We start from the raw sequence: 21,854 nt of genomic DNA, 5'->3' as shown, positions 1-21,854 counted from the left end.
AAGGAAAATTGGAGTAGAGCCTCGATGTGCGTCCGTCCGTCACGCGTCGCACAAGCTTTTGATATTTATCATTGTTCTCGAATGATGTGGATCAAGCTGGGAGAACAAAATGCATGACGAGCGACTTGAGTTGTTGTTGGCGATTTCTCGACGAACCCTTGGCATCGAGAATTTCGAACTGACGGGCAAGCCCACCGTGGATCTTCACCTCTTGAGCGCCGACGACGTGGGCCGCGCGCTGGAGTCGGCGTATGACGCCGGTCTGCTCGTCGGTCATCGAATTGGCCGCGCGGAGTGCGTTCATCATCTCTGATTAACGCATGAAGTAGCGTATGAAGCGATTAACACAGCGGCTTCCAGGGGAAGCCGTTTTTTATTTTCGCGCGAGTTTTCCAGCGTTAAACGATATAAAACATTTCCGCACTAATTAGCGTGACTCTGTATTGCCGTCGATTTGTTAATCGGCGCTTTGCATTGCTGGCATGCGCATTCGCACCGTGCGACGATTCCGGCTCTTTCATCGGTCGATTGACGATTGACGATTGACGATTGCCGTGCGGCACGTCGCTATTCGGCAAGTTCGCAAACTTCAACGCCGTCAGCAAGCTTGCAGTAAGATGCCGGCGAAACAGGTCGTTGCGCGCCGGCTGGACGGCGAACGGCGGCGATTACGTAGTGAACGGGAAATTCAACATGCTGAAACGATTGCTGGCGGTCGCCGCGCTCGGCTCGCTCGCGGGCTGCGTGGTCGGGCCGGGTCCGGGCAACGGCTACTACAGCCAGGGTTATTACGATCAAGGTTACGCGCAGTCGGGCTCGCAGCCCGGCTATTACGACCAGGGTTACGCGGGGCAGCCTGCTTATCCCGTTTACGGCGCGGCGCCGGTTTATGCGCCGGCGTATGGCGTTGTCGATATCGGCGTGGTCGGCGGCCACCGCGATTCACGCGATCGTCCGCCGCGCCCGGACGGCCGCTGGCAGCACGACGATGGCCACGGACGCCCCGCGCCGCAAGGCGGTTATGGCGGCGGTCCGCGTCCGCAAGCCGGTCAGCCGCAAGGCCCGGCGCCGGGCCGGGCACCGGGCCAGCAGCAAACCGCGAACGGCGGCTCCGTTCCGAGCTGGCGCGCCTCGAACGGCGGCGGCTGGAACGGCAACGCGCGCGCCCAGCAGGACAATCGCGGCGGGCGCGGAAACGGCGCAGGCGGATCGAATCGCCAGGGCGACTGGCACTAACGCGGCTTGCGCGCCAACATCGGCACCTGGCGCGCATCTATCGAACCAATCGCGCACCTATCGCGCACCTATTGAACACCCATTGCGATGAAACGGCAGCGCCGCCGTTTCATCGTTTTCGCTCGATTCGATTGCTTCGGATACCTGATTAATTACGATTCGAGTGCGAGTGCCGTTCGAAATCGACGTTCGATTCGCAACGCTCGCGGCGGGTTCAATCGGCGCTCAAACGAACCGGCACCACGTGTCGATCGACCACTCGTGCGGCACGCCATGCACGGCGAAAAACCACGCCGCGATCCAGGAAGCGGCAACCACGATCAGATCGCAGCGCCCGCTGCGCCACCAGTTGAGCGAATGCCGCTGCAAGACCCACGGCACGCCGAGCGGATTCGGCCAATCCGCAAGCAAATGGATCACGCCGCCGCACGCGAAACCGAACGCGGGCGCGGCCAGAGGAAGATGCCCGAGTTGGCGATACGACCACCAGAGCAGCGCGATCCAGCCGATGCCCCAATGCGTGAGCGTGCGATGCGTGACCCAGAGACGCCGCTTCTTGCGCCACCACGCGACTTCGAGCCAGTCCGGCGCCGAACCGCCCGCCACGCCCGCCACGAAGGCGAGGGCGGCATAGAGATGCCACGGGCCGTCGACGCCCAGATGCGTGACGATGGCGGCGGCGATGACGCCGGCCGCCCAACCGGTCGCGTGATGTGCGGTGCCTGAGGCCATGAAGCGAAGGATGCGAAGACGAAAGTCGAGGGGGCGCAATCTTCGCAGATGTGTCGCCGTTATGACAGGGGCGACATGCGTTTCTTCACGCGGCGCGCGAACATCGAGCGTTGCACGCCGCGTGTGCCGGCGTCAGGTCGTGCAGCGGGCGATGGCGAAGCGCATGGCTTCTTCGGGCGGATCGCTCGATTCGGCCGCGCCGTGTACCACGCGAATCACCGCGCCGTAACCGCTCGGCGTGAGCGTGACGAAGTACGACGCGTTCGAACTCGAGCCCACGCTCATGCGTGTGGTTTCGCCCTCGCGCGCGGTGCGCACGCGCGGCAGGCGGTCTTCGAGGCAGCTTGCGATCGAAGACGCCGAGCGCGCCGACGACGCGTAAATCATGGTTTCGCCATTCGAAGCCGAAGGCGGCGACGATCCGCAAGCGGCGACGAGTGCGAGCGGGGCGAGAGACGCGAGAGCGAGAAAACGTTGCGTGAAGTTTTTCATGAGCGGCGTGACAGATACGGACGGCATGCGACGAAATGTGCCGACGAGTATACGCACGCTATGCGCGTCCGCGGTTCATGCAGACGTAAAAAGATGCAACAGGGCGGTTAATATCGCGCGACGTTGCCGATCGTATAAAGAGAAAAACATACGCACTCATGATGCGCGCGCGTTACTCAAAGGGAACGGCGGCGGTGGCACCGTGCCGCCTGCCGGGGTTCGAATCGACGGAATGCTCGTCAATTGAAAGCCGCATTCGAAAGCCGATTCGAAGCCGCGAACTTTCCAGGCGGTCGCGAGTTGGAAGCGGTGCCGTAGGCCGACCGTCGCCGCGATGTGGTTGTTCGTCGACGAAGGCGAGAGCATGTTGATGGCCGCGACGTTCGAGATGCCCGCGCCGCCATCGCCACAACCGAGGTTGCCCGACGCGTGCTGAACGCGTAGTTGCTGCCGAGCACGATTGTGTGCCACTTCGGGCTATTGTTGCCGTTGCCCGTGACGGTGCCCGATTCGATGGTCGGTTACCTCTCGCCGATGGCAACGACAACCTCGCCCAGACGTATTCGATCAAGAAAGAACGGCGCCAAGGACGCGAGCGTGAATGACTCGTGCTTTCAGTTCGGCGGCGTCTACGGTTTCAGCAATGGCGCCAATGGTTTCGCGAACAGGCGCGCGTGGAGCTTCGGTGCGTCGTACGGCTCGTGATCATTGATTCAAGTGACGTGTAGATCTCGCGGATAAACAATTTGCTCCGGCAATCGCAATGACGCATCGTTTTAATTTTCGTTATCGTCATTAATAATCGTAATTTTCCGCCGAAAAGACGATTTTAAAATTAATTAAAAGGTGTGCCAAAGTGTGACAGCACGCCTGTTCGTTGCTTGCTCGTGCCGCTGCATCAAAGCCTCGCTGGGCGGGCTATAGCGCAATTCGCTACGCTTTTTCAAGCGCGCATCGCGCCGTTTTCCGAAAGGTACTGTTCCAGATTATGGTTTGAACCGGCGGGCGCGGCGGCATTAAAATACGCTTAGCCCTCGACCAAGGGCGGTCTTTTTCATCTGTTTTTACGCGGCTTGCGGGCCGCGTTTTTTTTACCGTCGACGAATAAGCATCGCGATAATCCGTCAGTGCGAAAAACTCTCTTCCAGAATTAGCAACGATAAAATCGGACCTCGCGGCACAAGGATTTTGCGAGAGGACGCGTTCGAGCGCGCAAAGCGCGGACGCGGCCGGTGCGCGCCGCGACACGGGTAAAATCACCGGTTTGCCCGTTCACGGGCACCCGCAAGAACCGATGGAACCCGCCATGACCGACTCTTCGCCCGCAACCGACCCGGCCGCCGACTTTTCACCCGACGACGCCGAGGTGATTCAGGAGCCGCGTCTGTGGCATAAGGACGGCTGGACCGCGCGCGTCATCAAGAACGAGGACGACGACGGCTGGGCCGTCGCCATGATCAAGGACGGCGAGCCCGAACCCGCGCTGGTCGGCCCGTGGACCATGGGGCGCGACAAGAAGAATCCGAAGCCGCTCGATACCTCCGCGTTCAATACGCTCGTGAAAACCGCGTCGGAAGTGCTGCGCCGCCATGAGCAGCAGCTTCACGCGCAACTGCACAAGCGCATGAGCGTGGAAACCGGCGAGGGCGACGTGGAAGTGACGCTCGATATCGTTCCGGACGAGTATGAACCCTATGCGCTGCTCAGCGCGCTCGACGCGTTCGGCGAGCGCATCGCGCAGGTGCGCGTCGCACCGAACTTCAAGCTGACGAAGGCGCGCGCGCAGGCGTGGGCCGAAGGCGGTTTCGGGCGCGTGGAGTAAGCCGTCTGGCTAGTCCTGCTGGCAGAAGATGGCCGTCAGCAGCGGACCTGCATGATGAACGATGGCGTTGTTGCCCGCCGCCGTGAGCGCCGCCTGCACCCGGCTTTGCGTGCCGACCACCACGGCGCCGTAGGCCGAGGGCGCGATCGGCTTGCCGTCGCCGGTACGAAAGAGCGGATCGTCCTGCTGGAACCCGACGATCGCGAACACGCTGAAGCCGTAAGCCGTCATCTTCTGACCGTGCGCGGGCCAGAACGCGTTGATCGAGTTGCTTTCCACGCGCATGGGGTTGGCGTCGATCAGCTTCCGGTCGATGAGGTCGGAAATGAACGCATGCGCGTTTTCCTTGCAGGTGAGGGCTTCGTCGAGCGCCGCGGCGTGCGCGTGCGAAGCAAAAAGCGGCGATGCAAAAAGCAGAAGGGCGGCGAAAGAAGACCGTTTCATCGAGTTTCAGGGCGAAAAGTGCGTGCGCTGGGTGCCGGAGTCCGGCAGCGCTTTTTTGTAAGTCGATGCAAAGCGAGCACTCTACGCGCGTTCCGCCGTTTTCGCCTGCTGCGTCGCGGCAAATAGTGCCGAAAGCTTTTCTTAAAAATGCTGGAAAATCTGCAAGTTTTCCAGAAGCCGTATATTATTTCCCGGTTATGACTGGAAAAGACCAACCCGAAAAAGCGGCCCCGCGATCCGTGCCGTTGCCGCGCACGTGGGACGGCCGTGCCGCGCGCTGGCTCGTGACTCCGCTCGTCCCCACCCGCATTAGCCCGAACCACCTCACCACGCTGCGGCTGCTGATCGGCATTGCCGGCGCATGTTATCTGGCTCACGGCGGTTTTGCGCATGCCAATATCGGCGCGTTTCTGATCGTATTGTCGAATTTCGTCGATCACACGGACGGCGAACTGGCGCGCATCAGCGGCAAGACGAGCCGTATCGGTCATTTTTACGATCTTGCCGCCGACGCGCTCACCACCATCGGCCTCTTCTTCGGCATGGGCTATGGCCTAGGCGTGCAGGTTGCGGGAACAGGCGCCGAATGGCGCGTGCCGCCGGCGGTGCTCGGCGCCGTTGCGGGCGTCGCGGTTGCGGTGATCTTCTACCTGCGCATGCGCATCGAGGAAATGGCCGGCAAGGCGGGCACGCAGCAAGCGTTCGTCGGCGGTTTCGAGACCGAGGACGTGTTGTATCTGCTACCTCTTGTCACGCTGACGGGCGTTGTCTCGCCGTTCATCATCGCGGCGTCGATCGGGGCGCCGCTGTTCGCGGCCTGGGTCGTGCTCGATTACCGGCGGGTGACGCGCCGCGCGCGCCCCGGCAAGGAAACCAGTCAGGTGTGGATTAGCCGATGAATGTGCAAACAGAAGAACAACACGCTTTAATGTCCGCAACGGCCGCCGCGAAAGGCGACGCCGAAGGCGCGGTGGCGCGCGCGATCAGCCCGCTCGATACGGGCAAGCTGCGTAGCGAGTATCAAAATCAGGGCTCGTTCCTGTATCTCTCCGACTTTTTGCCCGCCGACGCCACGCAGCAGTTGATCGACGCGGCCAACGCGCTGGTGCCCGAAGTCAATCGCAATTACCTGCCCGGCCACAAGGCGGGCGGCAGCGTGAGCCGTCACACCATCGACCGCCTTGCGCCGTATATCGCCGAACTGTATCGCTCGCCGCAACTGATCGCCTGGCTGGAAAAGATCACCGGCGACCGGCTCCAGCTTTCGCCGCAAGACGATCCGCACGCCTACGCGCTCTATTACTACATGCGCGCGGGAGACCATATCGGCTGGCACTACGACACGTCGTATTACGACGGCCGCCGCTACACGGTGCTGCTCGGCGTGATCGACGAATCGTCGTGCAAGCTCGACTACGAATTGCATACCAAAGACCCGGGCAAGGCCGACGTGCCCGGCTCGGTGCAGTATCCGCCCGGCGCGCTCATCGTGTTCGACGGCGACAAGCTGCGCCATCGCGTGACGCCCAGCCTCGAAGGCGAAATGCGCGTCTCGCTCACGCTCGAATACGTGACGAACCCGAACATGCGCCCGTGGCGCCGGTTCATCTCCAACATGAAGGACGCGGTTGCGTACTTCGGTTTCCGCCAGGTGTTCCGCAAGGCGCTGGGAGCGAAGGGGTGAGTCGCGCCGCCATTCTGTTGCTCTCTATCGGCACGGCGCTTTTTGTCGCCTTGCTCGCGTGGCAGGGCTTCGGCTCGGTGACGGGCACGCTCGCGGTCGCGGGCTGGGGCCTCGCGCTGGTGGCGGCATTTCACGTCGTGCCGCTCGCACTGGACGCCGGCGCGATCGCCGTGCTGTTTCGCAAGGGCGAGCGCCTCGATCAACGTCACGCGCTGCTGGCGCGCTGGAGCGGCGAGGCCGTCAACAGTCTGCTGCCGGCCGGTCAGATCGGCGGCCCGGTGGCGATGGTGCGCCAGCTTGCGCAGCGCGGCATGGCGATGCGCGACGCGGCGGCGGCCATCACCGTCAGCACCACTTTGCAGGCGGTCGCGCAAATCGTGTTCGCCGTGTTCGGCATCGCGCTTTTTTCCGCCTACGCGGCGAACGGCGCGCCGCGCGATCTCGGTCTTGCGGCGGCCATCGCCACGCTCGTGCTCGGCGCCATGATTGCGCTGTTCTACGTCGCGCAGCGTCGCGGGTTGTTCGGGCGGCTGCTGCGTGTCGCGCAGAAACTTTTCGCCAAGCGCGACTGGTCCGCGCTCGCCACGCGCGCCGACGCCATCGACGCTTCCGTCAAATCGCTCTACCAGGAACGCGGCCGCGCCGCCGCGAGCTTCGTGCTGAGTCTCGCGGGCTGGCTCGCGGGCACGGCCGAAGTGTGGCTCGCGCTGCGTTTCCTCGGTCATCCCGTGGGCTGGGTCGACGCGCTGCTGCTCGAAAGCATCGGCCAGGCCATTCGCGGCGCCGCCTTCGCGATTCCGGGCTCGCTCGGCGTGCAGGAGGGCGGTTATCTGCTGCTCGCGCCGCTCGTCGGTCTGCCGCCCGAGGCGGCGCTCGCGCTTTCGCTCGCCAAGCGCGCGCGCGAACTCGTGCTCGGCTTGCCGGGCCTGCTGTACCTGCATTTCAGCGAACGTCGCTGGCAACGCCGGCGCGCCCTGCGCGTGCCCGCTGTCGAAATCGCCGATTGACTTCATTTCCCAAGGAAAGCTTGCGCATGCGCGCCATCATTCTCGCGGCAGGCCTCGGCCTGCGCCTTCAGCAACGCGCTGGAGAACAGTTTCCGAAATGTCTGCTGCAATTCGAGGGCGTGACGCTGCTCGAACGCCATCTGCAACTGCTGGAAGCGGCGGGCGTCACGGAGGTCGTGCTCGCGCTCGGGTTCCAGCCTGAGCTTGTCGAAGCCGAACTCAAGCGCATCAACTGGCCGTACAAGGTCGAAGTGGTGATGAATCCGCGCTTTGATCTGGGCAGCGTGCTCACGGTGCATCGCACGGCCGAAGCAATGGTGCGTGGCGGCGACGTGCTGCTGATGGACGCCGACGTGCTCTATGACGAACGCGTGTTCGCGCCGCTGGTGGCGGGCGAGGCGCCCGCGAACCGCTTGCTGATCGACCGCGACTTCGAAGCCGGCGACGAGCCCGTGAAGCTTTGCCTGCGCGACGGCGTGCCCGTCGAACTGCGCAAGCAGCTCGCGGTTGGCTTGCAGTACGACACGATCGGTGAATCGGTGGGTTTCTTCCGCCTGAACGAAGCCACGGCGCGCCGCTTCGCGGAGATCGTCGCGGGTTATGTCGATTCGGGCCGCGCGAACCTGCCGCACGAGGAAGCGCTGCGCGACCTGCTGCTCGAACGCGGCAACGAGTTCGAAACGGCCGACGTCACGGGTGCGCCGTGGATCGAGATCGACTTCCCGAACGACGTCACGCGCGCCGCCGAACAGGTGCTGCCGCAATTGCGTCCGGTCGTGAGCCGCGTGAGCCAGACGGCGGAATAAGCGCCGGGCGTCGCGTCGTCATCGCTCTGAAAAAGCCGCGAATTCCACGGGATTTCGCGGCTTTTTTCATGCGCGGGCGCGGGGCAGGGCGCGGCGGCGTTTCGCTTCATCTGTTGCCGAAAATGCGTTATCCGCAACAGGGTGCCATAATGGCGGCTTTACGCCTTCAGCCGCGCTGATCGTCGTTCCTGCCCATGCCTCTTGCCCTCGGCGCCTTCATCGTTCCGCTCATCGTTGCGTGCTCGATGTTCATGGAGAACGTGGACGCAACGGTCATCGTCACTTCGCTGCCCGCGCTGGCCCGCGATCTCGGCCAGGACCCCATTACGCTCAAACTTGCCGTCACGAGTTACGTGATCGGCCTGGGCGTGTTCATTCCGATCTGCGGCTGGGTGGCGGACCGTTTCGGCTCGCGCAACGTGTTCCGCACGGCCATCGGCATCTTCATGGCAGGCTCGCTCTTGTGCGCGGCTTCGCGCTCGCTCGAAATGTTCGTGCTCGCGCGCTTCGTGCAAGGCATCGGCGGCGCGATGATGGTGCCGGTCGGGCGCATCATCATCTTCCGCTCGCTGCCGAAGTCGGACTTCATTCGCGCCGTCAACTATCTGACCGTGCCCGCGCTGCTCGGGCCCGTGGTCGGGCCGCCGCTGGGCGGCTTCATCACCACGTATCTGCACTGGCGGCTCATCTTCTTCGTCAATATCCCGATCGGCGTGCTCGGCATCTGGCTCGCCAACCGGCATATCGCGAACATGCACGAGGAGCATCCGGGGCGGCTTGACTGGATCGGCTTCGTGCTTTCGGCGGGCGGCGCGTCGCTGTTCATGCTCGGGCTTTCGCTCGTGGGCGGCGAGCTTGTGTCCAACGCGAACGCGGCCACGATGTGCCTGACGGGCGCGCTCTTGCTGATCGCTTACTGGTTTTATGCGCAACGCGTCGAACGCCCCGTGCTCGACCTCAGGTTCCTGCGCATTCCGAGTTTCAACGCGAGCGTGGCGGGCGGCTCGCTGTTTCGCATCGGGCTGGGCGCGGTGCCGTTCCTGCTGCCGCTCGCGTTGCAGGAAGGGCTCGGCATGACGGCGTTCGCCTCGGGCGCGATCACCTGCGCGTCGGCGTTCGGCTCGATCTTCATGAAGGCGATCGTGTCGCGCGTGCTCGGGCGCTTCGGCTTTCGCCATACGCTGATCGTCAACGCGCTGTTCGCGGGCGGCGCCATCGCCATTTGCGGCGCGTTTTCGCCGGGCATGCCGGTGTGGCTCATCTGGCTCATCGTGCTGGCGGGCGGCCTCTTTCCGTCGCTTCAGTTCACGGGCCTCAATTCGCTCGCTTACGCCGACATTCCCACGCGCGACATCGGCCGCGCCACGAGCGTGGCGAGCGTGATCCAGCAGGTTTCGCTCGGCTTGGGCGTGACGATCGCGGGCATCGTGCTGCAAATTTCGCATCGGCTGCAAGGGCACGCCACCATCGTCTGGTCCGACTTCTGGCCGGCGTTCCTCGTGGTCGGGCTGTTTTCGGTCGCGTCGATTCCCGTGACGATGCGCCTGCCCGCCAATGCCGGCGACGAAATCGCGCGCGGGCGCCGCGGCAAGGCTTGACGCAGCCGCAGCCGCAGCCGCGAGCGCACGCGGCGGCGGTATCCGCGCATGGCCTGATCGCACGGGAATAACGGCCGTGCTATAAGGCCAAGGCAGGTCGATAAACCGAATCATGGAGGACGCACTCAATGAAGCTGGTTGAAAAAACGAAAATTTCCGCTGCCGCTCTCGCACTGGTTTCGCTTTCCGCGCTGTCCGCGGGCTTTCTCGAAGTCGCTCCCGCCTACGCGAAAGACACGCTGCACCGTCCCGCCGTTCTGAACGCCTCGGCCGTGGCCGTCGCGGACAAGTACGCCTCGGCCGCCGCCGAGCAGGTCTTCAAGGAAGGCGGCAACGCCGTGGATGCGGCGGTGGCCATCGCGTTCACGCTGGCCGTCACGTATCCGGAAGCGGGCAATATCGGCGGCGGCGGTTTCATGACGCTCTACGTCAACGGCAAGCCGTATTTCCTCGATTACCGCGAGCGCGCGCCGCTGGCCGCCACGCGCACGATGTATCTCGACGACAAGGGCAACGTGATTCCGGGCAAGAGCCTGTACGGCTATGACGCCGTGGGCGTGCCGGGCACCGTCGAAGGCATGTGGGAAGCGCAGAAGCGCTTCGGCAAGCTGTCGTGGAAGCAGGTGCTCGCGCCGGCCATCGCGTATGCGCGCAACGGCTTTGTGGTCGACGAGCAACTGGCCAAACGCCGCGAGGACGCGTCGAAGGAATTTGGCGGCAAGACCAACTTCGACCAGTATTTCGGCGACATGAAAGAGGGCGCGACGTTCAGGCAGCCCGACCTCGCCAACGTGCTCACGCGCATCGCGAACCAGGGCGCGAAAGACTTCTACGACGGCAAGACCGCCGACCTCATCGCCGCCGCGATGAAGGGCAACGGTCTCATCACGAAGCGCGATCTGCAAGAGTACAAGGCCGTGTGGCGCCAGCCGGTGCAGGCGAAGTGGAACGGCTACGACGTCATCACCGCGCCGCCGCCGAGTTCGGGCGGCGTCGGCCTCGTGCAACTGCTCACGATGAAGGCCATGCTCGCGCCGCAGTTCAAGGACGTGCCGCTCAATTCGCCGCAATACATTCACCTGATTTCGGAGATCGAGAAGCGCGTGTTCGCGGACCGCGCGCAGTATCTCGGCGACCCCGACTTCTACAAGGTGCCGGTCGATCAGCTCATCGACCCCGCGTATCTCGCGAAGCGCGTGGCCGAAGTCGATCCCGACAAGCCTTCGGACACGAAGAGCGTGCAGCCGGGCCTCGGCACGTCCATGCCGGAAAAGGCGGAGACCACGCACTTCTCGGTGGTCGACAAGTGGGGCAACGCGGTTTCGAACACGTACACGATCAACGGCTATTTCGGCTCGGGCGTGGTGGTGCCGGGCGCGGGCATCGTGCTCAACGACGAAATGGACGACTTCGCCGCCAAGCCCGGCGTGCCGAACATGTTCGGCGTGGTGGGCAGCGACGCGAACGCGATCGCGCCGAAGAAGCGTCCGCTTTCGTCGATGACGCCGACCATTCTCACGAAGGACGGCAAGGTGGCGCTCGTGATCGGCACGCCGGGCGGCTCGCGCATCTTCACGTCGATCTTCCAGGTGATCAACAACCTCTACGACTTCAAGATGCCGCTGAAGGACGCGGTGAGCGCAATGCGCTTCCATCATCAATTGCTGCCGCCCAACACGATCTTCTGGGAGCCGTACGAGCCGATCGACGGCGATCTCGCGAAGGCCGTCGAAGCGAAGGGGTACACGCTCAAAGGCCAGAACTTCAACGGCGACATTCAGGCAATTCGCATCGACGGCGATACGCCCGAGCCGGTTGCCGACCCGCGCGGCCGAGGCGTGACGAACGTGATCCGTTGAGGCGAGCGGCTTGGTCGCACTAGCCTTAATCCGCCGAAAGCTCGCACGCGATGACCTTTATCCTTTTTTTTGAGGATTTTCGTCGAAGGATGATCGCGTACCATGCAACCTCCGGCGGTTAAGACGAATCCCCGCCGGCGTGTGTTTTGAGGGGTGGCTCGCGCCGCCCCGTTTTCTTTTGGGCGGCGCATTCGCGCGGTGTTACCGGTCACATCCCTGGCTTGTATTCATCAGACAAGACCACTAGGCTCAGACGATTGCCTTCACGCCATCACGCCGCATGTATCTGACGAGCCGTGAGTTCGCGCTGGTTTCCGAGGTTTTTCGGCTGCTCGCCGATCGCACGCTGCCCGAGGACGTGCTGCGTCTCGAAGTGGGGCGCCGCCTGCTCGATCTGCTGCGCGCCGATTTTCTCGGCTCCTATGTCTGGGACGACGCACTCGGCCGGTTCGGGCGGCGCGTGGCGATCAACATGTCGGACGACAATCTGCGCGACTACGAGGAGTACTTCCAGTTTCGCGATCCCATCGCGCCGCTGTTGATGCCGCTGCGCACGGCGGCGCGCGTCACCGACGTCATGCCGCGCGAGGAACTGGTGCGCAGCGAAATTTTCAACGACTTTCTGCGCCGCGACGGCCTGCATTGGGGCATGAACCTGTTCGTCTGGTCCGGCGACCACAATATCGGCGATTTGCGCATCTGGCGCGCGAGGCATCGCGAGGATTTTTCCGACCGCGAACTCGCGCTGTTCGAGCTGGTGCGGCCCGCGTTCACGGCCGCGCTGGTGCGATCGCGCGCGGCGGCGGGCGCGAGCGGCAAGGCAAGCGGGGAGGCAGGCGGGGAGGCAGGCGGGGAGGCAGGCGGCGGTGCGGCTTCGCTCGCGCCGTCGCCGGAAGCCGTTAACGACGCGTTCGGCCGGCTCACGCCGCGCGAGCGCGAGGTGGTCGCGCTGGTGGCCGAGGGGTTGCTCGACAAGGAAATCGCGCAGCGGCTCGGCATTTCCTATACGACCGTGCGCACGCATCTCGACCGTTGCTTTCAGAAACTTGGCGTGAGTAATCGCTCGCGGCTCGTCCGGCTGTTGCGGCGCTGAGGCGGCTCGGCGGCGTTATGCCGGCGGGTGCGCACAGGCGGCGTCGATCCGCCCGCGCGCCGTGGCGGCGGCGATCTGTGCGGATCGCGAGCAACGCGCCGGTTTCGCCGCGTGCGGCCGTGGTTGTGCAAGATGCCGCTGGATCGCGGCGTATTCGCTGTCGATCGCGGCCTTTGCGCGTGTAGCGTGACGCGCGTCAGGCGGCGCATGCGAGGGTCTCGTCGACATCGGCAGAAAAGGTGCGAAAGGGAAACGCGACGAAAGGGCCGGAAGGCGCGAGCGAAAAAATCCCCGCTGCGCTCCTTCGCGCCAGCGCCGATGCGAGCAAGGAAGCGGCCGTTGCGGTAATCTCCCCGCTCGGCTGGCGCGCAAACGCGCCTGGTTTCTTTACGTAGACGGACCGCTTCCGCGCAGGATATCTCGAAATGTTGACGCTCCCCACCGCGATTCCGCCCGATTTCGGCGTTGGCGCGGTTTTTCTCAGCGTGCTCGTGACGCAACTCGGCGTGCCGGTTCCGGCCGCGCCGGTGCTGATTCTCGCGGGCACGATGGCGGCGGGCGGGGAAACGTCGTATGCGAGCCTGCTGGTGGCCGCCGTGGTCGCCACGCTGCTCGCCGATTCGCTTTGGTTCGCGGCGGGCCGCATGCGCGGGCGGCGTTTGCTCAACGGTCTCGTGCGCTTTTCGCTGTCGCTCGACACGACCATTCGCATCGCGCGCAACGTGTTCGAGCGTTATGGCGCGCCGATTCTCTCGGTGGCGAAGTTCGTGCCGGGGCTCGGTTTGATCTCGGCGCCGCTGCTCGGCACGACGGCGGTGGACGTGCGCATCTTCCTGCTTTGGGACGCCGTCGGCGCGACGCTGTGGGCGGGCACCTGGCTGCTCGGCGGCGCGGCGCTGCACGCTGAAATCGTGCGCTTTGCGATGTTCGTGCGCGCGAACGGCATGACGATTTTCGACGTGCTGGCCGTGGCCGGCGTGCTGTTTCTTGCGTGGCGCTGGTTCCGGCGCATGCAGTTTCGCCGCTGGCTCGCGACGCATCGCATTTCGCCCGATCAGCTCGACGAGATGATGAGGTCGGCCGCGCCGCCGATCGTGCTCGACGCGCGGCCCGCTTCGATTCGCGAGAAGGAGTCGTATCGCATTCCGGGCGCGCGGCCGCTCGATCTCGAATCGAGCGAAGCGCTCGCGCCGGAACTGCTGGAGCGGCCGATTGTGGTGTATTGCGTGTGCCCGAACGAAGCGACGGCCAAGCGCATCGTCGACCAGTTGCGCGGCAAGCACATCTATCATGCGCGCGCGCTCAAGGGCGGCCTGGACGCATGGGAGCGGCACGGTTATCCCGTCGAGCCGCTTTCCGCCGAATTCCACGCGGCGCATTCCGGCGAAGAACCGGACACGGACGAGGAATACACCGTGCGCGCGAGTCTTTCCAAATAACGCCGCTTTTTCGCGCGTTTTCTCTATTTCCGTTCGGAAACCCGCCGCGCGCGAGGTGCGGTCATGCGCGCTGGCGGCGCGCGCCGGCGTTGATATTCTGGCCCGCGTCGCGCGCGAGCTGTGCATACCCCCATACGGAAATTAGCGTGAGCACGCCGGCCGCGAGGAAGGCGACGCGAAAATCGTCGAGCGTGAACACGTGGCCCGTGGTTTCGCCGTGGAACGTCGCGGCCACGCGCAACGACAGCGCGCCGAACGCGATGCCCAGACCGATCGTCATTTGCGCGGCCGCGCTCCAGAGCGTGCTGGCGGCGCTCATCTGCGGTTGCGCGACATCGGCGTAAGCGAGGGTGGCGAGCGTCGAAAACTGCATCGAGCGGCTCAAGCCGTACACGAACACGACGATCAGCACGAGCGCCAGCGGCGTGCCGGGCGTGAGGAATCCGCACGCGAGCAGCGAAAGGCCCGCGATCGTCACGTCCACGACCGAGACGCGGCGAAAGCCCCAGCGTTCGAGAATGCGCGTCGTGAGCGCCTTCATGCCGAGATTGCCGAGCGCGCTCGCGAGCAGCAGCAGCCCCGACTGAAACGCGGAAAGCCCGAAGCCGATCTGGAACAGCAGCGGCATCAGATAAGGCGCAGCGCCAATGCCGATGCGCGTGAAGGAGCCCGTGACGACCGTCACCGAAAAGGTCGGGATTTTCAGCGTGGAAACGTCGACGAGCGGATGCGGATGGCGTTTCGCATGTGCGAAAGCAATGGCGCCGATCGCGATGCCGGCCACGACGATCGCCACGCCGATCCATGGATTTTCGTTCGGCTGGCTCGCGAGTTCGGCGCCGTACAGCAGCGCCGTGAGCGATGCGCCGCTCAGCACGAGGCCGATCACGTCGAGCGGGCGGCGGTCCTCGCTGCGCAGGTTGGGCACGATGAACGCAATGGCGGCCAGCACGGCAATGCCGAACGGCACGTTCAACAGGAAGATCCAGCGCCACGACGCGTACGTGGTGATGAAGCCGCCGATGGGCGGACCGATCACGGGCGCGGCGATCGCGGGCCACGTGATCGTCGAAATGGCTTTCATGAGGCGGCTCTTGTCGGTCGTGCGCACGACGATCATGCGGCCGACCGGCACCATCATCGCGCCGCCGATGCCTTGCAGCACGCGCGCGGCCACGAACTCGTCGACGTTCTGCGCGATCCCGCACAACACCGAAGCCACGGTGAACGTGACGACTGCGCCGAAGAACACGGTGCGCGAGCCATAGCGGTCCGCGATCCAGCCGCTCACCGGAATGAAGATCGCGAGCGCGAGCATGTAGGCCGTGACGCCGAGGCTCAGGCTGTTGGGCCCGATGCCGAACGAGCGCGCCATGGCGGGCAGCGCCGTGGCGATCACCGTGGTGTCGAGATACTCCATGAAGAACGTGGCCGCGACGATATAGGGCAGCCAGCCGACGCCGCCGCTTGCGGCGCGTTGCGCGGGCGCGGTCATTCCGCCTCCGCGCGCGTACGCGAAGCAGGGAAACGCAAGTTCGATCGGAGCATGGCGAGCGGACCAGGAGTGCGGGAAAGGCGACAGTTTCCAATACGGCACGGCGTCTGTACAGACTTAAGGCGCATCGCGGCGTAGGAGAGGTTGACGGCAAGCGTCGGACGATGCGCGTAGACTCGTCGGCTGTCGGCTCTCATCGTCAACCCTCGATTTACGGAGGATGTGAAATGGAACACCGTTTTTTGGGTGCGTCCGGCTTTAAAGTGCCGGTTCTGAGTTTCGGTACGGGAACGTTCGGCGGCAAGGGCGAATTTTTCGAGGCGTGGGGCGCCACCGACGTGGCCGAGGCACGCAAGCTCGTCGACATCTGTCTCGAAGCCGGCGTCACGATGTTCGATAGCGCCGATATCTATTCGAACGGCGCTTCGGAGTCGGTGCTCGGCGAAGCGCTGAAAGGGCGCCGCGACAAAGTCATCATCTCGACGAAAGCCACCTTTCGTTTCGACGACGGCCCGAACAGCGTGGGCTCGTCGCGTTTTCATCTGAAGCGCGCGGTCGATGCGGCGCTCAAGCGCCTGCAAACCGATTACATCGACCTGTTTCAGCTCCACGGTTTCGACGCGCGCACGCCGGCCGAGGAAGTGCTTTCGACGCTCGACGACCTCGTGCGCGCGGGCAAGATTCTCTATACGGGCGTGTCGAACTTTTCGGGCTGGCACCTGATGAAGTCGCAGGCCGTCGCGGACCGCTACGGCTATCCGCGCTATGTCGCGAACCAGACGTATTACTCGCTGATCGGCCGCGATTACGAGTGGGAACTGATGCCGCTCGGTATTGATCAGGGCGTGGGCGCCGTGGTGTGGAGTCCGCTCGGCTGGGGGCGTCTGACCGGCAAGATTCGCCGCGGCCAGCCGCTGCCCGAAAAGAGCCGCCTGCACAAAACTGCAGATATGGGACCGCCGGTGCCGGACGAATACCTGTACCGCGTGATCGACGCCATCGACGAGATCGCGGAGGAAACCGGCAAAACGGTGCCGCAGATCGCGCTGAACTGGCTGCTGCAACGGCCGACGGTGGCGACCGTACTGATCGGCGCACGCGACGAGGCGCAGTTGCGGCAGAACCTGGGCGCGGTCGGCTGGAATCTCACGCCGGAGCAGGTCGCGAAGCTCGACGCGGCGAGCGCCGTGCGGCCGGCTTACCCCTACTGGCATCAGGAAGGATTCGCGGAACGCAATCCGTCGCCGGTATCGGCCGACTAGCGAGGTCTGGAATCGCGGGCCGCTCAGGCGACCTGCGATTCGCGCAGGATCTGCGCCGCGCCAAGATGCACCGCGAGCGCCAGGAATTCACGCTCGGCGAGATTGAGTTTTTTCGCGGCGGCCAACGCGCGGCGATGGTCGTTCGGGTGCAAGAGCAATTTGACTTCGATCTTCGACGGCAGTTGCTGGGCGGACTCCATGGACCTTCTCCTTCGGTAATCGGGCGGATGGCCCGTGGCGGGTGCGAAGCCCATTACCGAGTGTCTTTATGCGCGAAAGCGCGCGCCGGCCACCGCGAAAACACGGACTGGAAACGGCGAATGACGCGGAGTGGGCCTGAAATAAACTGCCGGCGACGAGCGACAGCAGCAGACGCGTGCTGATTACAGCGATACGCGACGACGCGAGGCGTCTGTAGTGCAGGTAAAGCGGGATAGCGTTTGGTGAGACGGGTACGGCAAAGCAATGCAATGCATATACGACCACCCTCCGGAATTATTTTTCTGCTGCGACTGAGCGCCGCACCAGACAGACCGAGAGTGTATGCGGGTTTTTCCCTAGGGTAAACCCCTAACGAAAGAAAATTCGTTACTTATATTGTAAAAATCCAACGCCGAAAGCCGGAAATGCACGGTATAGGCATTCCGGTTCATGCAAAACGAATAAGTGCGGTGATAACCGGCGGCGCTGCTTGCGCGAAAAGGAAGCAGCGCCGCTGTCCCGGCGGGTCAGGCGCCAGCGCCCGCCGCGATCATTGCTCGACGCGTTTGCGCAGGCGTGCGCGCGCTTCGCCAAGTGATTCGAAGTTGCCGCGCGTGTCGTCGAATACGTTGACCTTGCCTTCGCCGATATCGTAGACCCAGCCCTGAAGCTGGAGCTGGCTTTGCGCGATACGCGCCGCCACGGCCGGGTGCGTGCGCAGATGCGTGAGCTGCAAACGCACGTTTTCTTCCACGAGCGCCTGCACGACCTGGGTTTCGTCGAGCCCGCGCGTTTTCACGACGCTGCGCGCGGCTTCGGCGTTGCGCAGCCACGCTTGCACGGTCGGCATGTTGGCGGTGGCTTCGGTTCCCGCCGCGAGACCCTTCATCGCGCCGCAGTCCGTGTGGCCGCACAGCACGATCTGACGCACGTTGAGCGCGAGCACCGCGAATTCCACCACCGCCGAAACGCCGCCGAGCATTTCGCCATACGCCGGCACGATATTGCCGATATTGCGGCAGACGAACAGTTCGCCCGGCTTGGTCTGCGTGATCATCTCCGGCGAAACGCGCGAGTCGGCGCAGGTGATGAAAAGCGTGTGCGGCGCCTGGCTGTAGGCGAGGCTGTGAAAGAGTTCCTTGTTGCTCGGAAACACTTGATGAGTGAATTCGTCCACGCCATCGAGCAGGTGCAACAGATCGCAGCCGCACGATTCGGAGTGATCGTCGTGCGAGTGAGGTGTGTGTGGCATGGATATTTCTCTCTTTATCATGAATCGACACAATCGAATGGCAACAGCGTGAGTTTACGCTGAGCGGCCCCTTGCGGATAGGGAACCGCCGCGAGCGCCCGCGCGGCGCGCCATGCTTTTCCGGTTTGCTATCGACAAACCCAATGAAAATGTCGATAACGCGGGCGAAAAACGGGCAATTTTCGTCAACGTGGACGTGCGCGAACGCCAAGGCGCTAGGGGACGTTTCCTTTCGAGGACGCATTTTCTCACGCCGCGTGCGGTTGGCTCAAACGGGGTGTCGGGAGGTCGATGTCAAGCCAGGCGGATGATTGGAGCGTCGTGCCGGAAGAAAGATGGCGGTGCGTTAGTTCGGCTTGCTTCACGCGCGGCCCGACGGCGTTGAGCGCCAAGCCCGTAGCGCTTACCACGTTAATGCCGAAAGGCACCCTGTCCATGCGGGACGCGAAAGCCCGAGCGCACCGCCTGGCACGATCCGCGAATGTGGCTTGCCACGAGACGTAATTCACGCCGTTCCATGCCCATAGCTTGAATCACGCGGCTCGGTTGGCTTCGTCGGAGGACCACTGCGCGGCTTTTGCAAATACGTTGACCAGACGTTGCGCGATGGTCGGATGTGCCGGCTCGAAACGGACGGGGCAAGCGCCGTTGCGTCATTCTTTTCTGCGCAATCAATCAGGACAACCAATGATTTGCGATTTGCGGTTCCCGGCATGCGCAGCGCAGGAAGGCGGGATAAGCGGACGAGGGCGCTTTCATGATGGCGAAGCGAGACGGGCGCCCAAGGAAGAAATCGTGCTATCGCGATTCAAGCGGGAAGAAAAAGCACCGGCAATGCAGCACGCCTGTCGGCGCTTGTTTTCAGGTGTTTTCCACAGCGTGCGGCCTCGCGCTCACGCGTCGCGAGGGCATGAAATACCAGATCGCGCCAATCGCTTGCAGCACGACCAGCACGGCCCACACGGTTTGATGCGCGACGGCCGGATAGTGGCCGTCAACGGCGGTCCAGTGCCCCAGCGCCGCGCCGATAGCGATCTGCAAAACGAAAATGCCGATGAAGATGACGAGCGTGAACGTTGTATTGACGCGGCCGATCAGGCGCGGCGGAAAGTACTCGGCGAGCACCGCATACGTGAGGATGCCCGTGCCCCCGAGCGCGCCATATGCGGCCCAGAGCAGCGCGGGCGGCAACGGCACGCGCGCGGCGAGCAACGCCTGCACGACCACGAACAGCGCCATTGTCACGCCGGAGAACATCTGCACGCGCACGCCGCGCCGCTCGAAACTCCGCGCAAGCGCGCCGAAACCGATGTTGCCGACGATGAACGCCGCGCCCAGGATGGAAACGAGCGACGCCGCGCGCGCACTTGCATCGGTGCTGCCGGCGGGCACGACATCGCGCAGGAACGCGCCGACCCAAAGCGACTGCATCGCATAGAACACGGCTTGCGTCAGCGCCGAAAACGTCGCGGTTTTCCAGAATGCGTGGCTCTTGAGGATGTGTGCGGTGCCCTTGAACTGCTCGATCACGCTCGCTTGATGATGGGTGTCGCGCGTGCGCGGGCCTCCCAGCCAGATGATCGCCGCAACGATGACGGTCAAGGCGGCGAGCCCCAGGCTCACGGCACGCCACGGCGCGACGGAAAGCAGCCATGAGAGCGGCGCGCCCACGGCCACGCCGCCGAGGCCGCCGACCGCCATCACGAGGCCGTTCACGAGCGTGAGCTGCGCCACGGGGAAATGCTGCGCCGTGGCCTTGAACGCACCGCCGAGGCACACCGAAACGCCCACGCCGATCAGCAGGCGGCCCGCCATCATCGTGACGATGTCGTGCGAAAGGCCGAAGATCGCGGCCCCCGCCGCGGCGACGAGCATCACGCACGCGGTGACGCGGCGCGGGCCGAAATGGTCGAGCAGCACGCCGGCGGGAATCTGCGCACCCGCGAAGCCGAGGAAATAAAGGCTCGTGAGGGTGCCGAGGTCGGTCGCGCTGAAGCCCATTTCGTGCGACAGAAACGGCGCAAAGCCGAGATTGACGCCGCGAAACAGGTAGGAAACGAAATAGCCGAGCGCGAAAACGGCAAAAACGCGCAATCTCAATGTTGTCATGGTGCGGCGGAGCCGGGAGAGCGGACCAAATGCCTGGGTGTCGATTATTGGCGATCGGCGCGCGGGTTGCCAGCGAGAGATTTCAAACACGATTGTGAGTAGAATTTGACGTCATGGCCCGATCGCTTCCCCCTCTCCAGGCGCTGCGTGCGCTAGAAGCTGCCGCGCGGCGGCGCAGTTTCAGCCGCGCGGCCGAAGAATTGCATTTGACGCACAGTGCAATCAGCCATCATTTGCGCGCGCTCGAAACCGAACTGGGCGTCGAACTGTTCCGCCGCGCGGGCAGCCGCATGATTCCCACGGCGGCGGGAGCGCAGCTCGCCGAGCGGGTGCGCCGCAGCCTGGACGAACTGCGCGAGGCGCTCGATGCCACGCGGCCTGGCGTGAGCGGCGTCACGCGGCTCGAGCTGAGCGTGATGTCCGATTTCGCCTCGGTCTGGCTGATTCCGCGTCTTGGCGATTTCTACGACCGGCATCCGATGGTGGATCTCTCGCTGCGCATGCACGCCGACGTCACGCCGCCCGACCCGTATCCGTTCGACATCGGCATCTGGCATCGGCGCGTGGACGAACCCGGTTTTCAGATCCGCAAGCTGCTCGACGACCAGGTGGTCGCGGTGTGCAGCCCGGCGCTGCTCGCGCGCTATCCGGGTTTTCGCATCGAGGATTTGCCGGCCATGCCGCTGCTGCGTTTTTCGCGCCGCACGTGGCGTGACTTTTTCGAAGCGGCCGGCGTGAGCGGCGCGGAACCCGAGCGCGGTCCGGTGTTCGACGACGCCGGTCTGCTGCTGCAAGCCACGGTGGCGGGCCAAGGCGTGTCCACGGCGCGGCTTCAACTTGCGCGCGGCTTCATCGACCGGGGCGAACTGGTGCAACTCGGGCAGGTGCGCATTCCCGCGTCGCTCGACTACTACTTCACGTGGCGCGAAGGTCATCCGCGCGAAGCCGCGATCCAGCAGTTCTATCGTTGGGTGAAATCGCAGCTCGCCCTATGAAGTCCCAGGCAGTGCATGCGGGTTTAACCGATGTCGGCATTGTCAACGCATGCAATGCAATGCACGTTGCTGTGCCATGAGGACGCTGAATTCCGCTTCATGTTTTAGGCGATTGATTTGCCGATTTGGTCTGGGCGTACCGCATGCCATATCGCATACGTGAGATTGCACCAAAACGGAACCCTGATTCAGGTGAATGCAAACGAATGCACATCAATGCGAGTTTTATGCAGGGCGCGTTGGCGAATTAGCAAGGCGCGTTGCGGCAGCATGCAGAATGATTCGTCAGCGGAATGGCGCAAGGCCGATGTGGCGCGGGACGCACAGG

General features: G+C 63.9%; 20 protein-coding genes and 2 pseudogenes. 14 read left to right on the top strand and 8 right to left on the bottom strand.

The features are described from left to right. Positions 1-109: 109 nt before the first annotated feature. Together U5805_RS22100 and U5805_RS22095 are read left to right on the top strand one after the other, a co-directional pair. Positions 110-313, top strand: coding sequence for a DUF6900 domain-containing protein (locus U5805_RS22100; RefSeq protein WP_322105629.1), 204 nt, complete (start codon positions 110-112; stop codon positions 311-313). 380 nt (positions 314-693) lie between these two features. Further along, positions 694-1,236: a hypothetical protein gene (locus tag U5805_RS22095; protein ID WP_322105628.1), complete on the top strand. Its 543-nt coding sequence runs from the start codon at positions 694-696 to the stop codon at positions 1,234-1,236. Positions 1,237-1,461: 225 nt separating this feature from the next. Here the strand turns inward: U5805_RS22095 and U5805_RS22090 are convergent, their stop codons facing one another. Further along, on the bottom strand, positions 1,462-1,968 hold the full coding sequence (locus U5805_RS22090; protein WP_322105627.1) for a metal-dependent hydrolase: 507 nt from the start codon (positions 1,966-1,968) through the stop codon (positions 1,462-1,464). Positions 1,969-2,100: 132 nt separating this feature from the next. Next, the gene (locus tag U5805_RS22085) at positions 2,101-2,487 is read right to left on the bottom strand and encodes a sugar ABC transporter ATPase (protein WP_322105626.1); all 387 of its coding nucleotides are present in this window, start codon (positions 2,485-2,487) and stop codon (positions 2,101-2,103) included. 540 nt (positions 2,488-3,027) lie between these two features. Between U5805_RS22085 and U5805_RS31860 the strand changes: the two are divergent. Beyond that, positions 3,028-3,156, top strand: a pseudogene (locus U5805_RS31860) (porin); the annotation flags it as partial. A gap of 610 nt (positions 3,157-3,766) precedes the next feature. Beyond that, positions 3,767-4,282, top strand: a complete 516-nt coding sequence (locus U5805_RS22075; protein ID WP_322105625.1) for a hypothetical protein — start codon at positions 3,767-3,769, stop codon at positions 4,280-4,282. Between the two features lie 9 nt (positions 4,283-4,291). Here U5805_RS22075 and U5805_RS22070 read toward each other — a convergent pair whose 3' ends face one another. After that, positions 4,292-4,726, bottom strand: coding sequence for a hypothetical protein (locus U5805_RS22070; RefSeq protein ID WP_322105624.1), 435 nt, complete (start codon positions 4,724-4,726; stop codon positions 4,292-4,294). 197 nt (positions 4,727-4,923) lie between these two features. Here U5805_RS22070 and U5805_RS22065 point away from each other — a divergent pair, with 197 nt between their 5' ends. The 8 genes from U5805_RS22065 (at position 4,924) to U5805_RS22030 (ending at position 14,212) form a co-directional block, all read left to right on the top strand. Continuing rightward, on the top strand, positions 4,924-5,625 hold the full coding sequence (locus U5805_RS22065) for a CDP-alcohol phosphatidyltransferase family protein (protein WP_322105666.1): 702 nt from the start codon (positions 4,924-4,926) through the stop codon (positions 5,623-5,625). Continuing rightward, complete coding sequence (locus U5805_RS22060; RefSeq protein WP_322105623.1) at positions 5,622-6,410, top strand: 2OG-Fe(II) oxygenase; 789 nt, start codon at positions 5,622-5,624, stop codon at positions 6,408-6,410. Before U5805_RS22065 ends, U5805_RS22060 begins: the two co-directional genes overlap by 4 nt. Beyond that, on the top strand, positions 6,407-7,417 hold the full coding sequence (locus tag U5805_RS22055; protein ID WP_322105622.1) for a flippase-like domain-containing protein: 1,011 nt from the start codon (positions 6,407-6,409) through the stop codon (positions 7,415-7,417). The genes U5805_RS22060 and U5805_RS22055 overlap by 4 nt, the downstream gene beginning before the upstream one ends. A gap of 26 nt (positions 7,418-7,443) precedes the next feature. Beyond that, positions 7,444-8,223 (top strand): phosphocholine cytidylyltransferase family protein, encoded by a 780-nt coding sequence (locus tag U5805_RS22050; protein WP_322105621.1) that lies wholly within the window; start codon positions 7,444-7,446, stop codon positions 8,221-8,223. Between the two features lie 194 nt (positions 8,224-8,417). Continuing rightward, positions 8,418-9,821, top strand: a complete 1,404-nt coding sequence (locus tag U5805_RS22045; protein WP_322105620.1) for an MFS transporter — start codon at positions 8,418-8,420, stop codon at positions 9,819-9,821. A 128-nt stretch (positions 9,822-9,949) separates the two neighbouring features. Continuing rightward, the gene (gene ggt, locus U5805_RS22040) at positions 9,950-11,680 is read left to right on the top strand and encodes a gamma-glutamyltransferase (RefSeq protein ID WP_322105619.1); all 1,731 of its coding nucleotides are present in this window, start codon (positions 9,950-9,952) and stop codon (positions 11,678-11,680) included. A 280-nt stretch (positions 11,681-11,960) separates the two neighbouring features. Further along, positions 11,961-12,773: a helix-turn-helix transcriptional regulator gene (locus tag U5805_RS22035; RefSeq protein ID WP_322105618.1), complete on the top strand. Its 813-nt coding sequence runs from the start codon at positions 11,961-11,963 to the stop codon at positions 12,771-12,773. A 425-nt stretch (positions 12,774-13,198) separates the two neighbouring features. Then, positions 13,199-14,212: a VTT domain-containing protein gene (locus U5805_RS22030; RefSeq protein ID WP_322105617.1), complete on the top strand. Its 1,014-nt coding sequence runs from the start codon at positions 13,199-13,201 to the stop codon at positions 14,210-14,212. Between the two features lie 61 nt (positions 14,213-14,273). On the opposite strand, the gene U5805_RS22025 is transcribed toward U5805_RS22030, so the two are convergent. Beyond that, positions 14,274-15,707 (bottom strand): DHA2 family efflux MFS transporter permease subunit, encoded by a 1,434-nt coding sequence (locus U5805_RS22025; protein ID WP_322105616.1) that lies wholly within the window; start codon positions 15,705-15,707, stop codon positions 14,274-14,276. Between the two features lie 227 nt (positions 15,708-15,934). On the opposite strand from U5805_RS22025, the gene U5805_RS22020 reads away from it, so the two are divergent. Then, positions 15,935-16,969: an aldo/keto reductase gene (locus U5805_RS22020; RefSeq protein WP_322105615.1), complete on the top strand. Its 1,035-nt coding sequence runs from the start codon at positions 15,935-15,937 to the stop codon at positions 16,967-16,969. Between the two features lie 23 nt (positions 16,970-16,992). On the opposite strand, the gene U5805_RS22015 is transcribed toward U5805_RS22020, so the two are convergent. From U5805_RS22015 to U5805_RS22000, 4 genes and pseudogenes are all read right to left on the bottom strand, one after another. Next, the gene (locus U5805_RS22015; RefSeq protein WP_322105614.1) at positions 16,993-17,169 is read right to left on the bottom strand and encodes a hypothetical protein; all 177 of its coding nucleotides are present in this window, start codon (positions 17,167-17,169) and stop codon (positions 16,993-16,995) included. Positions 17,170-17,720: 551 nt separating this feature from the next. Further along, complete coding sequence (locus tag U5805_RS22010) at positions 17,721-18,422, bottom strand: carbonic anhydrase (protein ID WP_322105613.1); 702 nt, start codon at positions 18,420-18,422, stop codon at positions 17,721-17,723. A gap of 470 nt (positions 18,423-18,892) precedes the next feature. Beyond that, positions 18,893-19,051: pseudogene (locus U5805_RS22005) on the bottom strand (nitrate ABC transporter substrate-binding protein); the annotation flags it as partial. 232 nt (positions 19,052-19,283) lie between these two features. Continuing rightward, positions 19,284-20,531, bottom strand: a complete 1,248-nt coding sequence (locus tag U5805_RS22000) for an MFS transporter (protein WP_322105612.1) — start codon at positions 20,529-20,531, stop codon at positions 19,284-19,286. A 113-nt stretch (positions 20,532-20,644) separates the two neighbouring features. Between U5805_RS22000 and U5805_RS21995 the strand changes: the two genes are divergently transcribed. Further along, positions 20,645-21,526: a LysR substrate-binding domain-containing protein gene (locus U5805_RS21995; protein ID WP_322105611.1), complete on the top strand. Its 882-nt coding sequence runs from the start codon at positions 20,645-20,647 to the stop codon at positions 21,524-21,526. Positions 21,527-21,854 lie beyond the last annotated feature (328 nt).

This window comes from Paraburkholderia sp. J41 (genome assembly GCF_905220235.1).
Classification (GTDB): domain Bacteria; phylum Pseudomonadota; class Gammaproteobacteria; order Burkholderiales; family Burkholderiaceae; genus Paraburkholderia.
Note: the sequence above shows the minus strand (reverse complement) of the source record. Positions and strands in the feature narration are given on the sequence as shown.